Below are 18,381 nucleotides of genomic sequence, written 5' to 3' on the forward strand. Positions count from 1 at the left end.
GGAGGATAAATGGTGAAAGATGAAGAGATTTTAAAAACTATAGAAGCGTTCTCGGATTATCTTCAAGTAGGAGACATCGTGAATTATGTATTTCGTTGGATAGGATGGTTCCTAATTGTAGGCTTATCTTTAGTTGTAGATGCTTTAGAAGGTGTCACAGATGCCATACTGGGGATTAAAGGATTCTTTAATTTACCAGAAATACAAAATTTTGTTGATATGTTATATCCATTGTTTGTCGTTCTTTTAGCCATATCGTTTTTATATATTGGCTACATGTTCATTATGAACAAACAAATGAACCGTTCTCAAATTATCATTAATATTTTCATTACTTTGTGTGTACTTTGCTTGCTAAGTACTGGTATGACAAAGGTCGATAAGTTCACAGATGATGCAATTGCGTTTGTGAAATCAGAGCAAAAAGGCTCTTTGAGCGATGAGATTATTAAGAAAAATATAACGGATGTTGCAGTAATAGATCAAAATAATTGGAAAAAGAAAGAAGATATGAGCCCGAAAAATCATATTCCGGAAAAAAATATTAGGTGGATAGATATTACCGAAAAAATTGACTCGGATTTTGAATTCGCAAAAGATAAAAAGTTAACAGATGATGGACAGAAAATATTGAAAAATAAAAGGGTAATGGATGGGTTAGGAGTTGCATCTTTAGCTGAATTGAAAGATGGCTGGTTTGATTTCTTTCCAGAAAAGTATTATCGCTGGCATTGGAACTTTTGGAATATCTTCTTTACTTTACTGATAACAGGTGCAACTTTGTTATTAGTAAGTATTAAGTTAGCTAGATTATTTTATGAGTTGGCATTTAACTACTTGTTAGCCAATATTTTAGCGCCAGCAGATATTGCAAATGGTCAAAAATTGAAAGCAGTACTATCGAATATCCTCAATATATTTATAGCAACAATTATGATATTCCTATCTTTAAAGCTATATATAATGGGAACGGCGTTTCTCCATGACAAATTAAATGGTGTACCTTATCTTATTGCATTAGCGGCATTTAGTATGGCAGTTCTAGATGGCCCGGCAGTTGTAGAAAGGTTATTCGGTATAGATATTGGATTGAAAAGCAGTTGGGGCTTGTTAGCAGGTGGTTTAGCAGGTGGTTTCGCACTTGGTAAAGGAATTGGTAGTCTTGCAAATTCAAAACCAATGAAAGGTCTAGGAAATATGATTGGAAAAGGAGCAAAAGGTGCAGCAAAAGGGGCTGGTGTTGCAGCAACAAAAACCGCAAATGCGGCTGGAGATATGGCAGGTATCATAGGGGGCTTGAAAAAAGGGAATGAATCCGGAAATAAAGAGTCTTTGCAAGATCAGATGAAAAAAGCGGATCAAAAGAAAACACAAGGCAATGATGTAGCGAATAAAGAAAAGGAAAAAGGTAACTTAAATAAGGAAGAAGATAAAAAGAATGGTGGTAATCCATCTATTCAAGAAGATATGAAAAAAGAAGGGAATGAAAAACCAGAGGTAGCAAGTGGGCAAGAATCAGGAACAACAAGTCTTCAAGATGAAATGAAGGAAGCTGGAAAAGTAAGTGGAGCAAGTGAAGAAAATCAAGCAGCAGGAGGAGTAAGACAAGGAGCGAGTGAAGGAAGTCAAACAGCAGGAGGAGCAAGTGAAGGAAGTCAAACAGCAGAAGGAGTAAGACAAGGAGCAAGTGAAGGAAGACAAGGAGCAAGTGAAGGAAGTCAAACAGCAGGAGGAGTAAGACAAGGAGCAAGTGAAGGAAGTCAAACGGCAGGAACAGTAAGACCAGTAGCAAGTGAAGGAAGTCAAACGGCAGGAACAGTAAGACAAGGAACAAGTGAAGGAAGTCAAACGGCAGGAACAGTAAGACCAGTAGCAAGTGAAGGAAGTCAAACGGCACCAATGGAAACATCAAGACCAGTAGCAAGTGGAAGTAGCCCGACACCAATGGAAACATCAAGACCAGTAACAGGTGGAGGAAGCCCGGCACCAATGGAAACATCAAGACCAGTAACAGGTGGAGGAAGCCCGGCACCAATGGAAACATCAAGACCAGTAACAGGTGGAAGTAGCCCGGCACCAATGGAAACATCAAGACCAGTAGCAAGTGGAAGTAGCCCGGCACCAATGGAAACATCAAGACCAGTAACAGGTGGAGGAAGCCCGGCACCAATGGAAACATCAAGACCAGTAACAGGTGGAAGTAGCCCGACACCAATGGAAACATCAAGACCAGTAACAGGTGGAGGAAGCCCGGCACCAATGGAAACATCAAGACCAGTAACAGGTGGAAGTAGCCCGGCACCAATGGAAACATCAAGACCAGTAGCAAGTGGAAGTAGTCCGGCACCAGCCGATATCGTAACGGTGACACACAGTAGCCCGATTATTCCTTATGAAAGTGATAGAGAAGTGGCAGCAAGTAGTAGTCATGAAACACGGACATTAGGACAATATACAACGGATAAAGTTAAAAATACGACATCATCCATGAAACAAAAAGTAAAAGGAGTGCAAGAACGAATTAATAATACTGAAACGGTACAAAATACAAAGCGTTTTTATCAGATGGGTCAGAATACAGGTAAAAGTTGGAGAGATATTGTAAGCAAAAATAAAAATAATACAGATAAAAAATAAGCGTAATCGTACGCTTATTTTTTATTGTCGAAAAGGAGGAAATCCCGATGAGAAGCTATCGGATTCCGAAGGAAATCAGTACAGAATTACGGATTAATAAAGTGCTTTATTTAATAGACTTCTTTTTATTAATTGGTTTATTAGTTGTAACGATGATTCTTAGGAATTTCGTACATGATTCCTTTCAGTTACCATTTGTTATTTTCATGGCAGCTATTGCAATAATTATGATTTGGCGACCAAGTACGAATCCTCAAAAACGAATGTATGAAGTGTTGATTATTACATTGTTAAGAAGAAAAGGTGCATATTGTGCCATTGATAACGATCAATAAGGGAGGGATCACATATGGCGTTATTCAGTGAAAAAGATGTGGAAAAAGAGAAGCCAAAACAAATAGAAAGACCGGTTAAAAAGGCATTTCATTTTAACGAAAAAAATGTAGAAAAAACACTTTCCGAACCCAAAGAAATTGTTAAAGTGTTACCTACAAAAAAGAAAGAGGAAGAACAAACAAAGGCAGAAAGCAAAGTGAAAAAGCAGAAGAAAGAAAAGCCAAAGAAAGATGTTGTGAAAAAGAAAAATCCAAAACTTTTAGGCTTTTTATCTAGAAAAAAGAAAGAAGCACCACCAAAGGTGAAGAAAAGTATTGTGGATATTATGCAAATCGTAGATATGACGGAGGATGGCATATTTGAACTGAAAAATGAGGAGTTTTTAGAAATCCTTCAAGTCGAAGGTGACGATATGTTCTCTAAGAATAGCGAAGAACAAGCATTTGTTATTTTCTCACATGCTTATTTTTATCAAGCCTACAAACAGTCAATTAAACTCGTTTTTTTAAACTTCCCATGTCAAACAACCGAACAACAACGGTATATAGAGAAAAAAATCAAAGAATGTACCAGCCCTTTGTATGAACGGATTTTAAATCAGAAGTTAAAAGAACTTCAATTTTTAGAATGGGGACGAACAAATCGTGAAGCTTTCTTATTTATTTACGGAGAAACGGAATTAATCGTAAAAGAACGTGTGGATGCGGCTAAACGGTATATTAAACGCTCTACCGAACTATTGGAGGTGGATGAAGAGAAAAAGTTAGAACTTATGTTTAAATTGTTTAATCAAAATGCGAAATTGGGAACGAAAAATATATGGTAGTGAGGGGGAAATAAGATGTTTGCGTTCAAAAATAAAAAATCCAAAAAGGAAAAACAAAAAGAAATAAAAAAGAAGAAAGGTTACAATCCTTATTTAGTAGCTAGGGTTCAGCCGCAAGGGGGTGTAAGTTTTAAAGAAAGTTATGTGCAAACAGGTGATGGATTTGCTACTTGCATTCATATCTATGATTATCCAACAGAGGTAAATGATTTTTGGTTAGAACAAATTATGAATATGCCTAATGTGATTACAACACTAGATGTAATGAGTGATGACCGAAAAGAGGTCGTTGAATCCATTAATAAATCCATGAGTGAACAAAGTGTTCGTCATGATACAGCGAAAGATAATATAGATCGGATTGATGCGAAAAATGAATTCTTAGAGCTGGAAGCTCTTTATACGGACTTAAAACAAGGTGAAGTCATGAAGCGTATTCACATCCGTATCTATGTTTCCGCTAGAACATTAGATGAGTTAGAAAAACAAGTAAAAGAAATCATGGAAACATTAGAATCCTATAACTTTCGAGGAGCTGTCTTTTTAAATGAACAAGAGTATGAATGGGATGCACTTGTAACGAGCTTTGATACACAAAAAAATTATGTAAACCGAAGAAAAGGGAAAGAAATTCCGGCAGTCAGTTTGGCTGGTGGATGTCCATTTCACTATTCTTATTTGCACGATCCATACGGTACGTATTATGGAACAACGAAAACAAAAGGAAATGTTATTTTTGATATTTTTCATAAAGACAAACAAAGAAAGAGTTATAACGGTGTAATGGTTGGAAAGCCTGGTGCTGGAAAATCAACCTTACTCAAAAAGAAAGCCGTGGATTATGCAAGTAAAGGACATTTTATCCGTATTTTTGATATTGTAGGTGAATTTGAGGAAACAGTACGTGACTTGAATGGAAAAACAATTGCATTAGATGGATCACAAGGTCAAATTAACCCACTTCAAGTATATAAGACAGCAGAAAGTGAGGAAGTTAGTTTCATTCAGCATTTATCTAAAATGACAACTTTTTATCGCTTTATTGCACCAGAAGCAAAAGATGATGAAATTAAAGAGTATGAAAATTTGCTTCGAAAATTATATATTCGTATGGGATTATGGAATGATAAAAAGGGAGCAATAAATGAAATTACAACAAGAAAACCAAAAGAATATCCTATTTTCTCTGATTTTTTAAATTTTGTTCGTAAAGAGTTATATCAAGATGTAGTAAGTAAAAAGCACCATGAAAATTTAGGAGACAGTAGAATCCATCGTTTAGAATTAATTGAATTAAATCTTATGAATCTAGTAGAAGTGTATGCACAATTATTCGATGGGCATTCTACAATTGAAGATTTCAAGAAAGAACAAGTTGTATCTTTTTCTTTACGGAATATATCCAGTTCTAAAGCAGAAGTGTTTCAAGCGCAAATCTTTAATGTGTTAAATCTCCTATGGGATGAAATGATATCAAATGGTGCACCTCAATTAAGAGCCTTTAACAAAAAGCAAATTGCTTTTGAAGATGTCATTCGATATTTCATTATTATTGACGAAGCACATCATATAATTAACACACGAAAAGAAAGTGCTCACGCTTTACAATTTTTAATTAAATTTAGTCGAGAAGACCGAAAATATTTTGCAGGTCTTTTATATGCAAGTCATACGATCCGAGATTTTGTACCGGAAGGATCTTCACAAGAAATGATTGATGAAATCAAAAAGCTCTTTGAACTTACACAGTACAAATTCATCATGCAACAAGATAACAATAGTTTAGATATGTTACGAAAAGTATTTGCAGGACAGTTAAGTGAAAGTGAAATTGCAGCGATTCCACATTTGCCAACAGGGGATGTCATCTTAAGTATTGGGGCTGTAAAAAACATTCATTTTCATGTAGAAGTAACAGACGAAGAATTGATGTTATTCGGGGGAGGTGCTTAATACCATGCATCTAGTTTTGAAGGTTATACCAAAGAAATGGCTCATCACTTTAGCGCTACTTGTGATGGGTCTTTTTTCTTTTCTTTTACTTGGAGTTATGAGTATTTTTATTGCGGCAATGGGTGGCGAAAGTGGAACAGATGCAGGGGATATTACGTATACAGGTGAAGGGCAAGTCATGAATGTTTCGCCTGAAGTTTTAAAATGGGAGCCAACGATTCGGAAGCATGCGAAAGCCTTTGGTGTGGAACCATTTGTTGCTTTAATGCTTGCTCAAATGATGCAAGAAAGTGGAGGTCGAGGTAGCGATCCGATGCAAAGTTCGGAAGGTGCATTTAATACGAAATATTGTAAGTCACCAAACTGTATTACTGATCCAGATTATAGTATTTGGGCTGGTGTACAGGAATTTAAACATGCGATAGAAAGAGCTGGTGTAACGAGTCCAGGTGACATGGATCATATTAAAACAGCACTTCAAGCCTACAATTTTGGAACAGGATTTTTTGATTTTGTTAACTCAAATGGTGGTAAATATACAAAGGAATTAGCGATAAAATTCTCACAGGAGCAATACAAAAAAGTAGCCCACACGGGTATGTATCATTGCCTTAGACCAGAAGCCGTACCGTATCAAGCGTGTTATGGCGATATATTGTACGTTGATGCGGTTTTAAAATATTATCAGCCGGGTTCTGTTGTTTCTGGTGGAGGAGGAAATCCAGGAAGTGGAGGAAGTAGTGGTTCAAAAGTTGCCGATGTAGGTCGTCAATGGATAGGGCGTTCTACCTATGTATTTGGTGGAGGACGTAACACAAATGACATTGCAAGAGGGATTTTTGATTGTTCAAGTTTTGTACGTTGGGCATTCGAACAAGTAGGGATGTATACCAGTCCAATTGGAGCTGTAAGTACGGAAACATTAAATAAAATCGGTACAAAAGTATCAGCAAATGATATGAAACCGGGTGATGTTATTTTCTTTGATACCTACAAACATGACGGACACGTTGGCATTGTAATTGATAAAAATACTTTCATAGGATGCCAAACAAATAAAGGTGTTTCTATTGAAGATTTAAATAATCCGTATTGGAAAAAAGTCTTTTCTGGTCACGTAAGGCGATTCTAGAAGAATAGGAGTGTGAAAAAATGTTGTCATTAGATAGATCGAAAGTATATCTGTTCTTAGTGGTTATGGCTGTCAATTTAGTATTAGGTCTTGTAAGTGTAGATATTGATTTAATCGTTGCGGTTCCGTTCTTAGCATTTACGGTATTTATTGCAGTGAATGATGAAATTTTAGAGGAAGCTACAAAAGGTAAAGTAACCACATTATTTAAAAAGAAGACAGAACTAATACTATTAATCTTGTTATGCCTTCTTTGTTTTTGTTCAGGGTTTTTAATTTATAGAATCATGTAAAGGAGGAATTGATATGAAGGATAAACGAAAATTCTTGTTTATTGTGTTTGTCATTTTAGTTGTAGGTGTGACAGCTTTTAATATCTATTTGAGCAAAAAATCAATGAGTGATGGCAAAGAAAAACAGTTGAAACTTTCAAATGAATTACTAACAAAACAAAATGAAGACTTAAAAAAACGACTGGATAAGGTGCTTCCTTCCGCACAAGAACAACAGAGAAGGGCGTACTTATCGACAGCCGAAACGTTCATTCAATTATCATTTCACCGAGAAAAAGAAGGATACAGTGAGCGAAAAGAAAAAGCAAAATCCATTATGAGTGAAGAACTTTTACAACAATTTTATCCAACTGGTAAATACGAATTAGGAGATACGTATAAAACGAAACCAATAGAAATGAAATTTTATTTACAAGAAAATGAACCCGATAAAGAGGAGGTAAATGTGCTAGCTGAATTTATAAATGTCACGACAGATTCATCGCAAAATCGAGAAGAAAAAGTAAACAATGTGTTGCGAATCATCATAAAAAAAGAAAAAGAAACATGGCGAGTTACGAGTGTAGAAGAACTCAATATGAAAGTCTTATAACGAAAAAAGGTGGGGTGAGAGTGTGATAGGTGCGATTGGTAAGAAAAGTGAAAGAATCAATCTAAGAAAAAATAAGTCGTGGGTCTACCTAACAATTATCAGCTTTCTATTTTTGGGTTTTTTCGCTTTCTTGACATCTAAAATTTACATGCCAAACGATGAAAAACTATTCCATACAGAAACAAATAAAGTAATTAAGTTGTCGGGTATGGGGAAATTGATTGTAGAACAAAGGGAATACAATCCACACAAAAACTTTATACAAATTCGTTTTCGAATAGAAGGGTATGAGGAAACAGGATTTACGTTTAAAGCACAAGAAAAAGTAAAGTCTGGTGTTCAATTACCTGTCAAAGTGTTGTATGAAGAGAACGGGAATTATGTGGTGGAAGTAACAGAGTTATCTCCGAATTGGGGAGCATTAGCTTTCGATATTTACAATAAAAACGGTGAAAAAGAACAAATGGATATTCGTAAATTCACGCAAGATGTTAACGAATATGAAGAAGAAAATGCATCAACAAAAAGTCCGAATAAATTAGTTCAGACGATTTTTACCGATCAAAGAAAAACAAAAGCAAATGATGAATTGTTAGCTGAAGATAAAAAAACATATGAGCTAGATTTTATAGAAAGAGACAAAAAAGATATCGAAACAAAAATAAAAAATTATGGAAAAGCAATCAAAATGGAAGAAGAAAATGCGAAGACAGTTTATGAAAAAGTAAAAGAATTAAAAGATGAAATGAAGTATCAAACTGAAGCGGAAAAAACGGAAACACAATCAAAAATAGCATCCTTAGAATCTAAAATAAAATCATCAGAAAAGAACGTTGAATTGTTTAAAGGAGAACAAAAAATTGCACGAGATAAGATCAAAAAATTAGAAGAAAAGTCACTAGAAATTAATAAAAAGTGAAAAAAGTCATGTCGTGAGTGAGTCTACATCAAGGGATTTCGTATCGTGAGTGAGTCCACATCACGAAAAAATGAGTCGTGAGTGAGTCTACATTAGAGAGTTTTGGGTCGTGAGTGAGTCTACACCTAGAAGCTTTTCTTGCCCCCATCGTTTCGCTAGGCTCCGCCTAGCCCCACACCCTCGGTGGGGGCAGAAACCCCTTATGCTCTTCTCACTATTTTTGGTTCTCTACCCACAATTGCAGAAAGGAGCGGAAATTGTGCATCTAAAAATAAGAGATATAGATCCAGTTGCCTTAAAGAAAATAGATGAAATTGCAAAGGAAAAGGGAATATCCAGGCAAAAGTTTTTGAAAGCACAAATTGAAATGTTGGCGTTTTTTCAGCAACAAAATAAAAGGGAAATGGAATTAGAAAATCTTATTGAAAAGAACATCCATATGATGAGTGATTGTTATAGCGCAATGGAAAAAATGAATGAGTTTATTCAAATGATGATGCAGGATGTTGAAAATGAGTAATGCGGTTCCTGTTCAGTCTTCAGTCACACCGGGTGTTGTTTTAAAAACGAAATTTGTGTTGCCAAGTTCGGATGCTTTTCAAAACTATATTGATTATGTAGATCGGGAGGAAGCGAAAAGTGAAGTGAAGCTGAATCCGAAAATGTTCGAAACGTATCAAGACTATATGGGAAATTCAGAAAAGACATCGGCACTATTTACGGAACACGCAAATCGTTTAACAGAAAGTGAAAAAAAGTCCTTAAAGGAAATGTTTAAAACCGCTCATGAGAATGGAAGTATCATGTGGCAAGATGTCATTTCTTTTCATAATCCCTGGTTAGAGAAACAAGGAATTTATGATGAGAAAACAAAAACGTTGGATGAAAAAAAGTTAATGGATGTAACACGGCTTGCGATGAAGGAAATGCAAAAAAGAGAGGGGTTGGAAAAAAGCTCTATCTGGTCAGCAGCGATTCACTTTAATACGGATAATATTCATATTCATGTAGCAACTGTTGAACCATTCCCAACGAGAGAACGTGGTAAAAGAAAACCCAAAACATTAGATGCGATGAAGGGTAAAGTCGTAAATAATTTGTTAGATCGTAAGCAGGAACAAAAACAAATTAATGATCTGATTCGAAAGAATATGGTGGGAAGGAAAAAAGAGGATTCGGTTTTTGATTGGCGTAATCAACATCTGAAACCGTTGTTTTTACAAATCTATAAACAGTTACCAAGTGATAAAAGACAGTGGCAATATAGCTACAATACGATTCAACCATTAAAGCCGGAAATTGATAAATTAAGCAGTCGATATATTCAACATCATCATAAAAAAGATTACGATCAGTTTCTCCAAAAGTTAGATAAAGAAGTGCAAGTTTTTAAAGAAGCATATGGGGAAGGAAAGTATGATAAGAAGCAATATGAAAATTACAAGACGAATAAAATTAATGACTTATATAAAAGAATGGGGAACGCCTTTTTACAAGAAATGAAGGCATATGATAAGGAACAAAAGAGAATCCATCACATGAAGAAGTCAAAGCCGTTTCAAAAATTTCAACAGAATGTATCTATTCAGTATTCTATGAGAAAAGTGGAACGTGCTTTTAAAAGTGAATATGAGAGTTGGAAGAACCAAAAGTATTATGAGCGTATGCAAAAAGAAAGTGCATATCAAAATGAGAGGGGTTATTAAATGAAGGACTTTCGCATGCAAATTACATTGGATGAGGAAACAGATACGTATATTAAAGATTACATGGAAGAACACAACATAAGATATAACGGTGAAGCAATTGTTAGGATTTGTAGAGAACATCAAGCATCAAAAATTTCAGAATGGTCATTGAATTATATTTCTGAAGTTGTATCAAAAAACTTACACGATGTATTGAAAAGTGAACTAACAAAAATTCGTCTTGGTGCAAATAGTGCGGATAGAAATACGCAAATTTTAATTGAGTTATTAAATGGTTATTTCTTTTTAGAGGGCGTAGATAGCCTTATTACGACTGATAAACAAGAGATGGGAAGTGTGAAGATAGCAAAAGAAGTCGTAGCGGAACGAATTAGTCATGCAAGACAAAAACGTATAGATCATGAGGCATCAAAGAACAATGTAACGTAAGCTACATTGTTTCTTTTTATAAAAAAACAGGAGGTTATTAGGATGTTATTATTTCGTGATGATATCGCATTAGGAGTCATTAAAGAAATTGGAGAAGATGATATTGTGTTACTTGTAAAAGATGAAGAACTAACAATCAAAATTACACGAGAACAAGTGAGAGAACTAGCAATTCATGTCATGAATCAAGAAAATATGTTAGTTCCGGTTAATGTAAAAACTCATGAGCTTTTCTTTGATACAGCGGAGAGATGGAATGAAGAAGAAATGGAGGAATTGCAAAGAGCGAGTGACAGAGTAGGAGAAGATCATGAATAAAAATTATAAGAAAAAGTATCAAACAAAATCACCAGAAGAAAAGAAAGAAGCGGTGCAAGCTTTAACAAAAAAGATGGAAAAAAGCGTAGAAGGTTATTTTCGTACACCGGGTGATTTAAAAGAGTACTTAACGTTTATGGCAAAGTTTTATCACTATTCACCATCTAATATTTCATTAATACAGAGTCAATTCCAGGGAGCCAGTGCAGTTGGTTCCTTTTCTTTTTGGAAAGAAAAAGGCTTTCCGGTTAAGAAGGGTGAGAAAGGAATTAAAATTCTTGTTCCAAACCGAACTGTAGCAAAATTTAAAGACAAGGAAGGCACTTGGAAAACAGTAACTAAAGCAAATGAGGAAGAGAAGAAACAAATTGAATCTAAAAGCGTAGAAGTGATACCAGGTCGCTTATATTTTGCTGTCGGTCATGTGTTTGATGCGGCTCAAACAAGTGCAACAGCAAAAGATCTACCTCGTATTTTTCCGAATCGTTGGCTAGAAGGGAGCGTTACAGATTACCAGAGTTTGTATAAAGGAATGGAAGCCATTGCGGAAAAAAATGGTGTAAAAATTATTGAGCCGAAGCAAGAACTTGGGGTCGCAAAAGGGGTTAGTTACACCTTAACAAAAGAGGTTGCTTTGAATCCTAGAAACAGTGAATTACAAAATGTAAAAACACTTCTTCACGAATTGGCGCATGCCAAACTTCATACAGCAGAGACACATATGAATTACACAACACCAGAAAAAGAGTTTCAAGCAGAAATGACGGCTTATGCCGTATCTTCTTATTTTGGGATTGATACAAGTGAATATTCCTTAGGCTATTTAGCAAACTGGACACAAGGAAAAGAAATGAAAGATAAAACGAAGTTGTTGAAAGAAGTACATGAAACTTCCATTGAATTCATCGAAACGATTGAAAGTAGTTTAGAAAAAGAAAAACAACAAATAAATGAAAAAGAGGTGGGAAGTATGGCAAAAGGAAATGAAAAACAGGATGAAAAAAATATCTTATTGGTGGAATACATGAGTTTAAGTAACACGACACAAGAACTCGTTTCTGTTAACCATTTAAGAGAACAAGCAGATAAAAATCGAGCGTTTGAGCCTGTAGAAGGTGCAGAAAAATTGAGTGATAAAGAATTTATTGAAGCATTTAACAAGGCGAATCAAGAAAAGTATGCAGCATTAAATCAGGATGAAATTACTCGTCCAACTATGTTAATTCAATGGAGTGAAAATGAAAATTTTACAGGTAATCAATTGATCCCATTTGGAGAAGCCAATGAAAAAATGTCTGAAGTCATTTCAAATATTGAAAAAGCAAAAGAGGAAGCAAAAGAAAGAGATGATTACGTACCATATGATAAAACCCGTTATCATATAGCTATTCCCAAAGAAGTAGATAGAGATTTTGGGAGAATGGAGCTTGTGAGTATGGATCGTTTGGATATGGGGGATGGAGATTACAAGACACCATATGAACAAGTATTAAACGAGAAAAGGTATCTATCGGATGAAGTAAAACAAGCGTTACGAAATGAGGTAGTGAATCATAGAAATAACAAAGAAATACCGATGGAAAAAGTACAAGAAAATACATTAGAAAAATCGAAAGAGACACCCAACCATTTAGTAACAATTGAAGTATTAGCAAACGGTATACAAAATGAAGAACTGGCAAGAATCCACATGATGGATGCTGTTACGAAAGATATCAATTATTTGTCTGTATGGAATCAAGATAAAACAGATCGGGACGATTTATATGTTTCCTTAATGGAAAAGAACGGGAAACGAGAAAATGTCTATCTAGATAACATTTTGAAACCAGATTTATATGAAAAGGTGCAAAGTTCTATATTTGATGGAAGAGGAAATTTGTCATTTGTTGTTTATGAAAAAGATGCAAATATGAGTCTAGATGAAATCGTAAAAGATGAACGATATGGACTCTTAGTTGATAAAGCGGAGGCGCAAAAAGATTACTCATTTAATGAAAAAGAAGTGGAAATATATAAAGAAATGAAGACGGAGGGATATGCACCTATTGCTTCTCTAGATCAACAAATTCAGCCTTTAAAAGAAAAGGAGCCAACTACGTTAGATAAGGATTTAAGCCGAAAATTCGAGGCATACAGACGTTCACAATATGAAGAAACACCAGATAATATTGATAGTATTGTCACTCGTGTAAAAGCTGAAGAACGGTATTATACAACGAAATATGTTTCGATTGATAATGAGCTGGTAAGCCAGGAACACGTAGTAAAATTAGAAAATCAGGTGGATGAGAAGCTTGGGAAAGAAGGTATAGCGATGAATCAGTCTATAACTTCAAAAGAAATAGATGTAGATAAAAAATTTCAGCCATTAACCGGAAAACAAACGAATGGTAAAGAAAAAGACAAGGAGCCAGATCCTATTACTTCAGGTAATGTAGACCAGTCAAAGGCTACAAAGAAATCAAGTAGAAAAAAAGAAACAATGGAAATGGAACTATGAAAAATTTTATAACAGGAAAACCAGATTAAATCATTTTTTGTTACTCAATTGAGAAAACGGAAAGTGATTTTTTTTATATCTAAAAAAGAAAGAGGGTAAAAGGAAAAGCCCTCTTTCTTTTTTGTAGAAAGAAAGGAGTGAACGTCATGAATGTATGGCTGTTTGCAGGCTGTATGTTCCTTGTAGCAGTCTTTTTGAACATGTTGTTATTATTTGGTCACAGAATGGTGAAAAAGCGGAGAAATAAGAAATGGAAGCGTGAAACTGAAATTGCAGATTAATAGGAGGTATTACGTATGGGAAAAACATTGTTTATTGCAGAAAAGCCGAAGGTAGCTGTTGAATTATTAAAATCACCTAGATTTAGAAACTCGCAAAAGCATCCAGGAAGTAAGCCATATTATGGCTACTATGAAAATGAAAATTACATTATTAGTTGGTGCCGAGGGCATTTATTAGAACTAAAACATCCAGAAGAGATGGACGAGAGATACAAAGAATTTAAATTTGAACATTTACCAATTATTTTGGAGCCGGAATATAAAGTGAAATCGGATAGTCTCGAACAAGTTCAAATATTGGTTAAGTTGTTAAATCGCCCCGATGTAGACCATGTGGTCAACTCCTGTGATGCAGATAAAGAGGGTGAGCTTATCTATCGAGAGATATATCAACATGCAAGTGTTAACAAGCGAGAATCCCGTCTTTTTATCTCTTCTTATGAGGCCGCAGAATTAGAGGGGGCTTTGAACCGATTAGAACCAGGAGCAGACTATGAAGGACTTGCTCAATCCGCTAAAGCAAGGCAATACCTAGATTACATTCTAGGAATTAATGTTACGAGAGGTTGTACATCCAGACTAGCAAAAAATCAATTTTTATTGGCTTCTGGTCGTGTTCAAATGTGTATCTTAAATGAAATCCGTCAAAGGGAACTTGCTATCCAAAATTATAAAGAACAAACCTACTACAATTTGAAGCTACTAACCGAAAACGGTTTATCACCGGTGATGAAAACAGAAGAACAACTTATAGATCCATCCCCACTCCAAAAACTTGGAGATAGTTTGAAAGAAACCAATGTAATCGTAACGGAATTTAAAGAAAGTACGAGAAAAAAGAAACCAAAATTATTATATAACTTAACAGACATCTACAAAGATGCTCACGCCAAATTGAAGATAAATGCGGAAACAGCAAAAAAACATATTCAGAGTTTGTATGAAGAAGGCTTTATCACATATCCTCGTTCTTCATCCAGGCATTTACCTACAGAACAAGTGGAACGAGTGAAAGAAGTAATGGGAACACTAGAAAAAAGCGCCTATGCAAATCTCGTACAACAAGTAATCCCATCTTCTATTACAAAAAAACACACTACATTTAATGATGAATTAGTCAGTAGTCACTTTGCCATCATCCCAACAACAAAATTATATGTCGGGACCAGCCGAGATCTATTAGAAAAACAGTTATATGACTTAATTGTAAAACGATTTATCGGGAACTTTATGAAACCAGCAATCTACCTGGTAAGAGAAGTACATTTTATAGATCAAGAGGGCAACACATACAGTACAAAAGAAAAGATCCTACAAGAGAAAGGGTTTCTAAGTGTGTTTCAAGAGGATATAGAAGAGGGATCGGTTGAAGCATTTCAGATACCTATTTTACGAGAAGGAGATTCTTTCAGAATCGTTCAGTATGACTTGATTGAGTCCCGAACAAAGAAACCAGCCTTTCATACGGAAAGCTCCATTTTAACCTTTATGGAGACAGCAGGACGTAAATTAGATGATGAACATTTGAAAGAACTTATGAAAGGAAAACGGATTGGGACAGTCGCAACGGAAGAAACGTTTATTCCGAAACTGTTAGAGCGAAGCTATATTGATGTTACCAACAGTCAGATTCGAACCACTAATATTGGTCGTGCGTTTATAGATGCTTTTCCGGTAGATGAAATCAAAAATCCATCTTATACGGCTGAAATGGAAGGGATGATCTACATGATCGAAAAGAATGAAATGAAATATGAGGAATTTGTAGAGAAAACAAATACGTTTGTAAAGGATACGGTAGAGCAATTAGGCGCAATGGATGATAAGGTGTCCGATATTATCATTAATACCTGGAATCAGCAGATTGAGGTGTGCAAATGCCCTTGTAGAAAAGGAAAAATCCTTCATAAAGGTAATTTCTATGGGTGCAGTAATTATCCAGAATGTAAAATTTCCTTACCAAAGAAAATTAAAGAAAAAGCGATTCCGGAGGCGCAAGCGAAAAAGCTGTTTGAGGATAAGAAAACAGATCTTTTAAAAGGGTTTAAGTCCAATGAGAAAGAGTTTTCCGCTTATCTAGTATTACATGAGGGAAATATCAAATTTCAGTTCCCCACACAAGAGGAGCTATCATTTGGTAAATGCCCAAAATGTAAAAAAGGTGAGATCCTTCATCGTAAAACATTTTATGGATGCACGGAGCATAAAAACGGATGTGATTTTATGTTACCAGCAAAGATGAAAGGGAAAGCGATCCCTGGTAATCAAATGAAAAAGCTGATTCAGTATAAAACGACTGATTTTATAAATGGCTTTGAAGGGGAAAAGGGAGAATTTACAGCAGCTATCTATATGGAAGCGGACGGAAGTTTAAAATTCCGTTTTCCAACGACTGAAGATCGTACCATTGGCAAATGTCCATTATGTAAAAGTAGAGTTCTTGTAGGGAAAAGTAATTACTTATGTGAGAAATACAAAAAAGGCTGTGACTTCATTATTTTTGGTACATTCTCTGGTAAAAATCTAAGTAGTAACCATGTGAAAAAGTTATTAGAAAAGAATGTAACGGATCAGATTAAAGGGTTTATCTCGAACAAAAACGGGAAAAAATTTGATGCTCGTTTATCATACAGCGTACAGGAGAAGCGATTAAAATTCTTATTCGGCAAATAAAAATTGAATGTATGTAAAAGAGGACTAGGAAACGGAATAGTCCTCTTTTTTATTTCATTTTATAGAGTAAAGGGGGGATTCCGTAATGGCACGTGTCAGTACGGAGGATGCGATGAAAGCAAGAAAAGTTGACTTGATTTCATATCTGGAAGCAAAAGGAGAAACGTTTAAGAAAGAAGGAAACTATTATCGTCATACGGAGCATGACAGCCTCATCATTAAAGGGAATCAATACGCCTGGAATAGTCGAGGGGAAAAAGGATATGGAGCGATTAGCTTTGCGATGATGTACTATGACATGACATTCCCACAAGCCGTGATGGACATTCAGAAGGGGGACTATAAAGAGCTTGATCGTTCTAAAGCTGAAGAGGAACGCAAAAAAGAGCAGCAGCCCTTCATCTATCCCAAACACTTAGAAGTAAATAAGCAAACAGAGACTAAAGAATATCTAATTCATGAACGGAAAATAGATCCTCGCTTGGTGAACTGGCTGATTAAAAAGGATCTCATCGCCCAGGATAAGAAAAATAATGTGGTGTTCAAATGGAGAGAAGAGGGTGGCAAAGGGCAAGTAATTGGAATGAACCGTCAAGGTACTGTGAAAATGGAGAATAAAAGAGGCAGCTTTAAACAAATCGTCCCGAATTATGAAAAAATCAATGCAGGTTTTACGGTTGATGTGGGTAAGCCGGATAAGATCTATTTTTATGAAGATCCAATCGACATGTTATCACATTGGAGTATCAAGCAAAATAAAATACAAAACGCTCGCCTGGTCTCTATGCATGGATTGAAGTCAAAAACGGTGATTCAATCTTTAATGGATGCGAAAAAAGAAGGGTACGATATTAAAGAGGTCATAATGGCAGTTGATAATGATAAGGCTGGGAAAGACTTCATTCAGACGATGAAATGCTTTGTAGATCTTAAAGAGGATATCCCAACGCATGAAAAAGATTGGAACGATGTCCGGAAGAAACAAGTGAATGAACAACAGCCAAAAGAAACAGCACAACCAAAGAAAATGAAGCCAATCAAAGAGGTGGAAAGAAGTGTCTAATATACCATCTATGCCAAACATACTACAGGTTTTGATTTACGGTTTTATCATTTATGTTCTTTTACGTATTTGTAAATTTGTGTACCGAAAGATCCAGGAGCGAAGAATACTGAAGCGAATAGCTAAGTCCGGTATTCGCTATATAGACAAAATGGACGGAAATCAATTCGAAGTATATCTAAAAGCTCTCTTTCGAGAGTTGGGTTATTCTCCAACAGTAACAAAGCAGTCAAATGATTTCGGAGCGGATCTGGTATTGAAGGGGAAAAATCGTATTGTAATCCAGGCGAAACGCTACGGGATGAAAAATAGAGTTGGCATCAGTGCCGTACAAGAGATATATGCAGCACAAGCCTATTACGAAGCACATGAGGGCTGGGTTGTAACAAACAGTGTATATACAAGACAAGCAAAGGAATTAGCGGAAGCTTGTAATGTAAAACTAATAGATCGTGTAGAACTTCAGAAATTGATTAATAAAATTAATCCCGAATATTCGGCTGAAGATGTATATCAAGGGGTAACACCTGCAGAACGGAAATGTCCAACATGTAAACATGATTTAGTCATTCGAAATTCGAATAAAGCAGGAAATAAGTTTTTTGGCTGTTCTCAATATCCCACATGTACACATACAGAACCAATTAATACATGAGCTGTGATGAAAATCCGGCTCTTTTTCATTTGTTTAAAGAATACATGAGAAAAATCAGTTTA

General features: G+C 35.5%; 17 protein-coding genes. All 17 read left to right on the forward strand.

Annotated features, from left to right (window positions below; translation table 11 throughout):
* Window positions 1-12 precede the first annotated feature (12 nt).
* On the forward strand, window positions 13-2,637 hold the full coding sequence (locus tag QCI75_RS27035) for a pLS20_p028 family conjugation system transmembrane protein (protein WP_353761628.1): 2,625 nt from the start codon (window positions 13-15) through the stop codon (window positions 2,635-2,637).
* 47 nt (window positions 2,638-2,684) lie between these two features.
* On the forward strand, window positions 2,685-2,972 hold the full coding sequence (locus tag QCI75_RS27040; protein WP_002130425.1) for a DUF5592 family protein: 288 nt from the start codon (window positions 2,685-2,687) through the stop codon (window positions 2,970-2,972).
* Window positions 2,973-2,986: 14 nt separating this feature from the next.
* Entirely contained in the window at window positions 2,987-3,799 is an 813-nt protein-coding gene (locus tag QCI75_RS27045; protein ID WP_353761629.1) for a hypothetical protein, read from the forward strand.
* 15 nt (window positions 3,800-3,814) lie between these two features.
* A complete protein-coding gene (locus QCI75_RS27050) occupies window positions 3,815-5,752 on the forward strand; it encodes a VirB4 family type IV secretion system protein (protein ID WP_353761630.1) in 1,938 nt (645 codons plus the stop codon).
* 4 nt (window positions 5,753-5,756) lie between these two features.
* Entirely contained in the window at window positions 5,757-6,884 is a 1,128-nt protein-coding gene (locus QCI75_RS27055; RefSeq protein WP_353761631.1) for a bifunctional lytic transglycosylase/C40 family peptidase, read from the forward strand.
* Window positions 6,885-6,904: 20 nt separating this feature from the next.
* Window positions 6,905-7,177, forward strand: coding sequence for a hypothetical protein (locus QCI75_RS27060; RefSeq protein ID WP_353761632.1), 273 nt, complete (start codon window positions 6,905-6,907; stop codon window positions 7,175-7,177).
* Window positions 7,178-7,190: 13 nt separating this feature from the next.
* Window positions 7,191-7,769, forward strand: a complete 579-nt coding sequence (locus QCI75_RS27065) for a MerR family transcriptional regulator (protein WP_353761633.1) — start codon at window positions 7,191-7,193, stop codon at window positions 7,767-7,769.
* A 22-nt stretch (window positions 7,770-7,791) separates the two neighbouring features.
* A complete protein-coding gene (locus tag QCI75_RS27070; RefSeq protein WP_353761634.1) occupies window positions 7,792-8,688 on the forward strand; it encodes a hypothetical protein in 897 nt (298 codons plus the stop codon).
* A gap of 259 nt (window positions 8,689-8,947) precedes the next feature.
* A complete protein-coding gene (locus QCI75_RS27075; RefSeq protein WP_098289353.1) occupies window positions 8,948-9,208 on the forward strand; it encodes a hypothetical protein in 261 nt (86 codons plus the stop codon).
* A complete protein-coding gene (mobP2, locus tag QCI75_RS27080; RefSeq protein WP_353761635.1) occupies window positions 9,201-10,394 on the forward strand; it encodes a MobP2 family relaxase in 1,194 nt (397 codons plus the stop codon). Before QCI75_RS27075 ends, mobP2 begins: the two co-directional genes overlap by 8 nt.
* The gene (locus QCI75_RS27085) at window positions 10,395-10,826 is read left to right on the forward strand and encodes a hypothetical protein (protein ID WP_353761637.1); all 432 of its coding nucleotides are present in this window, start codon (window positions 10,395-10,397) and stop codon (window positions 10,824-10,826) included.
* Between the two features lie 42 nt (window positions 10,827-10,868).
* Window positions 10,869-11,144, forward strand: a complete 276-nt coding sequence (locus tag QCI75_RS27090) for a hypothetical protein (RefSeq protein WP_353761638.1) — start codon at window positions 10,869-10,871, stop codon at window positions 11,142-11,144.
* A complete protein-coding gene (locus QCI75_RS27095) occupies window positions 11,137-13,647 on the forward strand; it encodes an LPD25 domain-containing protein (RefSeq protein ID WP_353761640.1) in 2,511 nt (836 codons plus the stop codon). Before QCI75_RS27090 ends, QCI75_RS27095 begins: the two co-directional genes overlap by 8 nt.
* 146 nt (window positions 13,648-13,793) lie before the next feature.
* The gene (locus QCI75_RS27100; RefSeq protein WP_002193615.1) at window positions 13,794-13,928 is read left to right on the forward strand and encodes a hypothetical protein; all 135 of its coding nucleotides are present in this window, start codon (window positions 13,794-13,796) and stop codon (window positions 13,926-13,928) included.
* Window positions 13,929-13,943: 15 nt separating this feature from the next.
* Window positions 13,944-16,601, forward strand: a complete 2,658-nt coding sequence (locus QCI75_RS27105; protein ID WP_353761642.1) for a type IA DNA topoisomerase — start codon at window positions 13,944-13,946, stop codon at window positions 16,599-16,601.
* Between the two features lie 85 nt (window positions 16,602-16,686).
* Window positions 16,687-17,664, forward strand: coding sequence for a DUF3991 domain-containing protein (locus tag QCI75_RS27110; RefSeq protein ID WP_353761643.1), 978 nt, complete (start codon window positions 16,687-16,689; stop codon window positions 17,662-17,664).
* Window positions 17,657-18,319 (forward strand): restriction endonuclease, encoded by a 663-nt coding sequence (locus tag QCI75_RS27115; protein ID WP_353761645.1) that lies wholly within the window; start codon window positions 17,657-17,659, stop codon window positions 18,317-18,319. The genes QCI75_RS27110 and QCI75_RS27115 overlap by 8 nt, the downstream gene beginning before the upstream one ends.
* Window positions 18,320-18,381 lie beyond the last annotated feature (62 nt).

The sequence above is a fragment of the Bacillus cereus group sp. RP43 genome (genome assembly GCF_040459645.1).
GTDB classification, from domain to species: Bacteria; Bacillota; Bacilli; order Bacillales; family Bacillaceae_G; genus Bacillus_A; species Bacillus_A mycoides_C.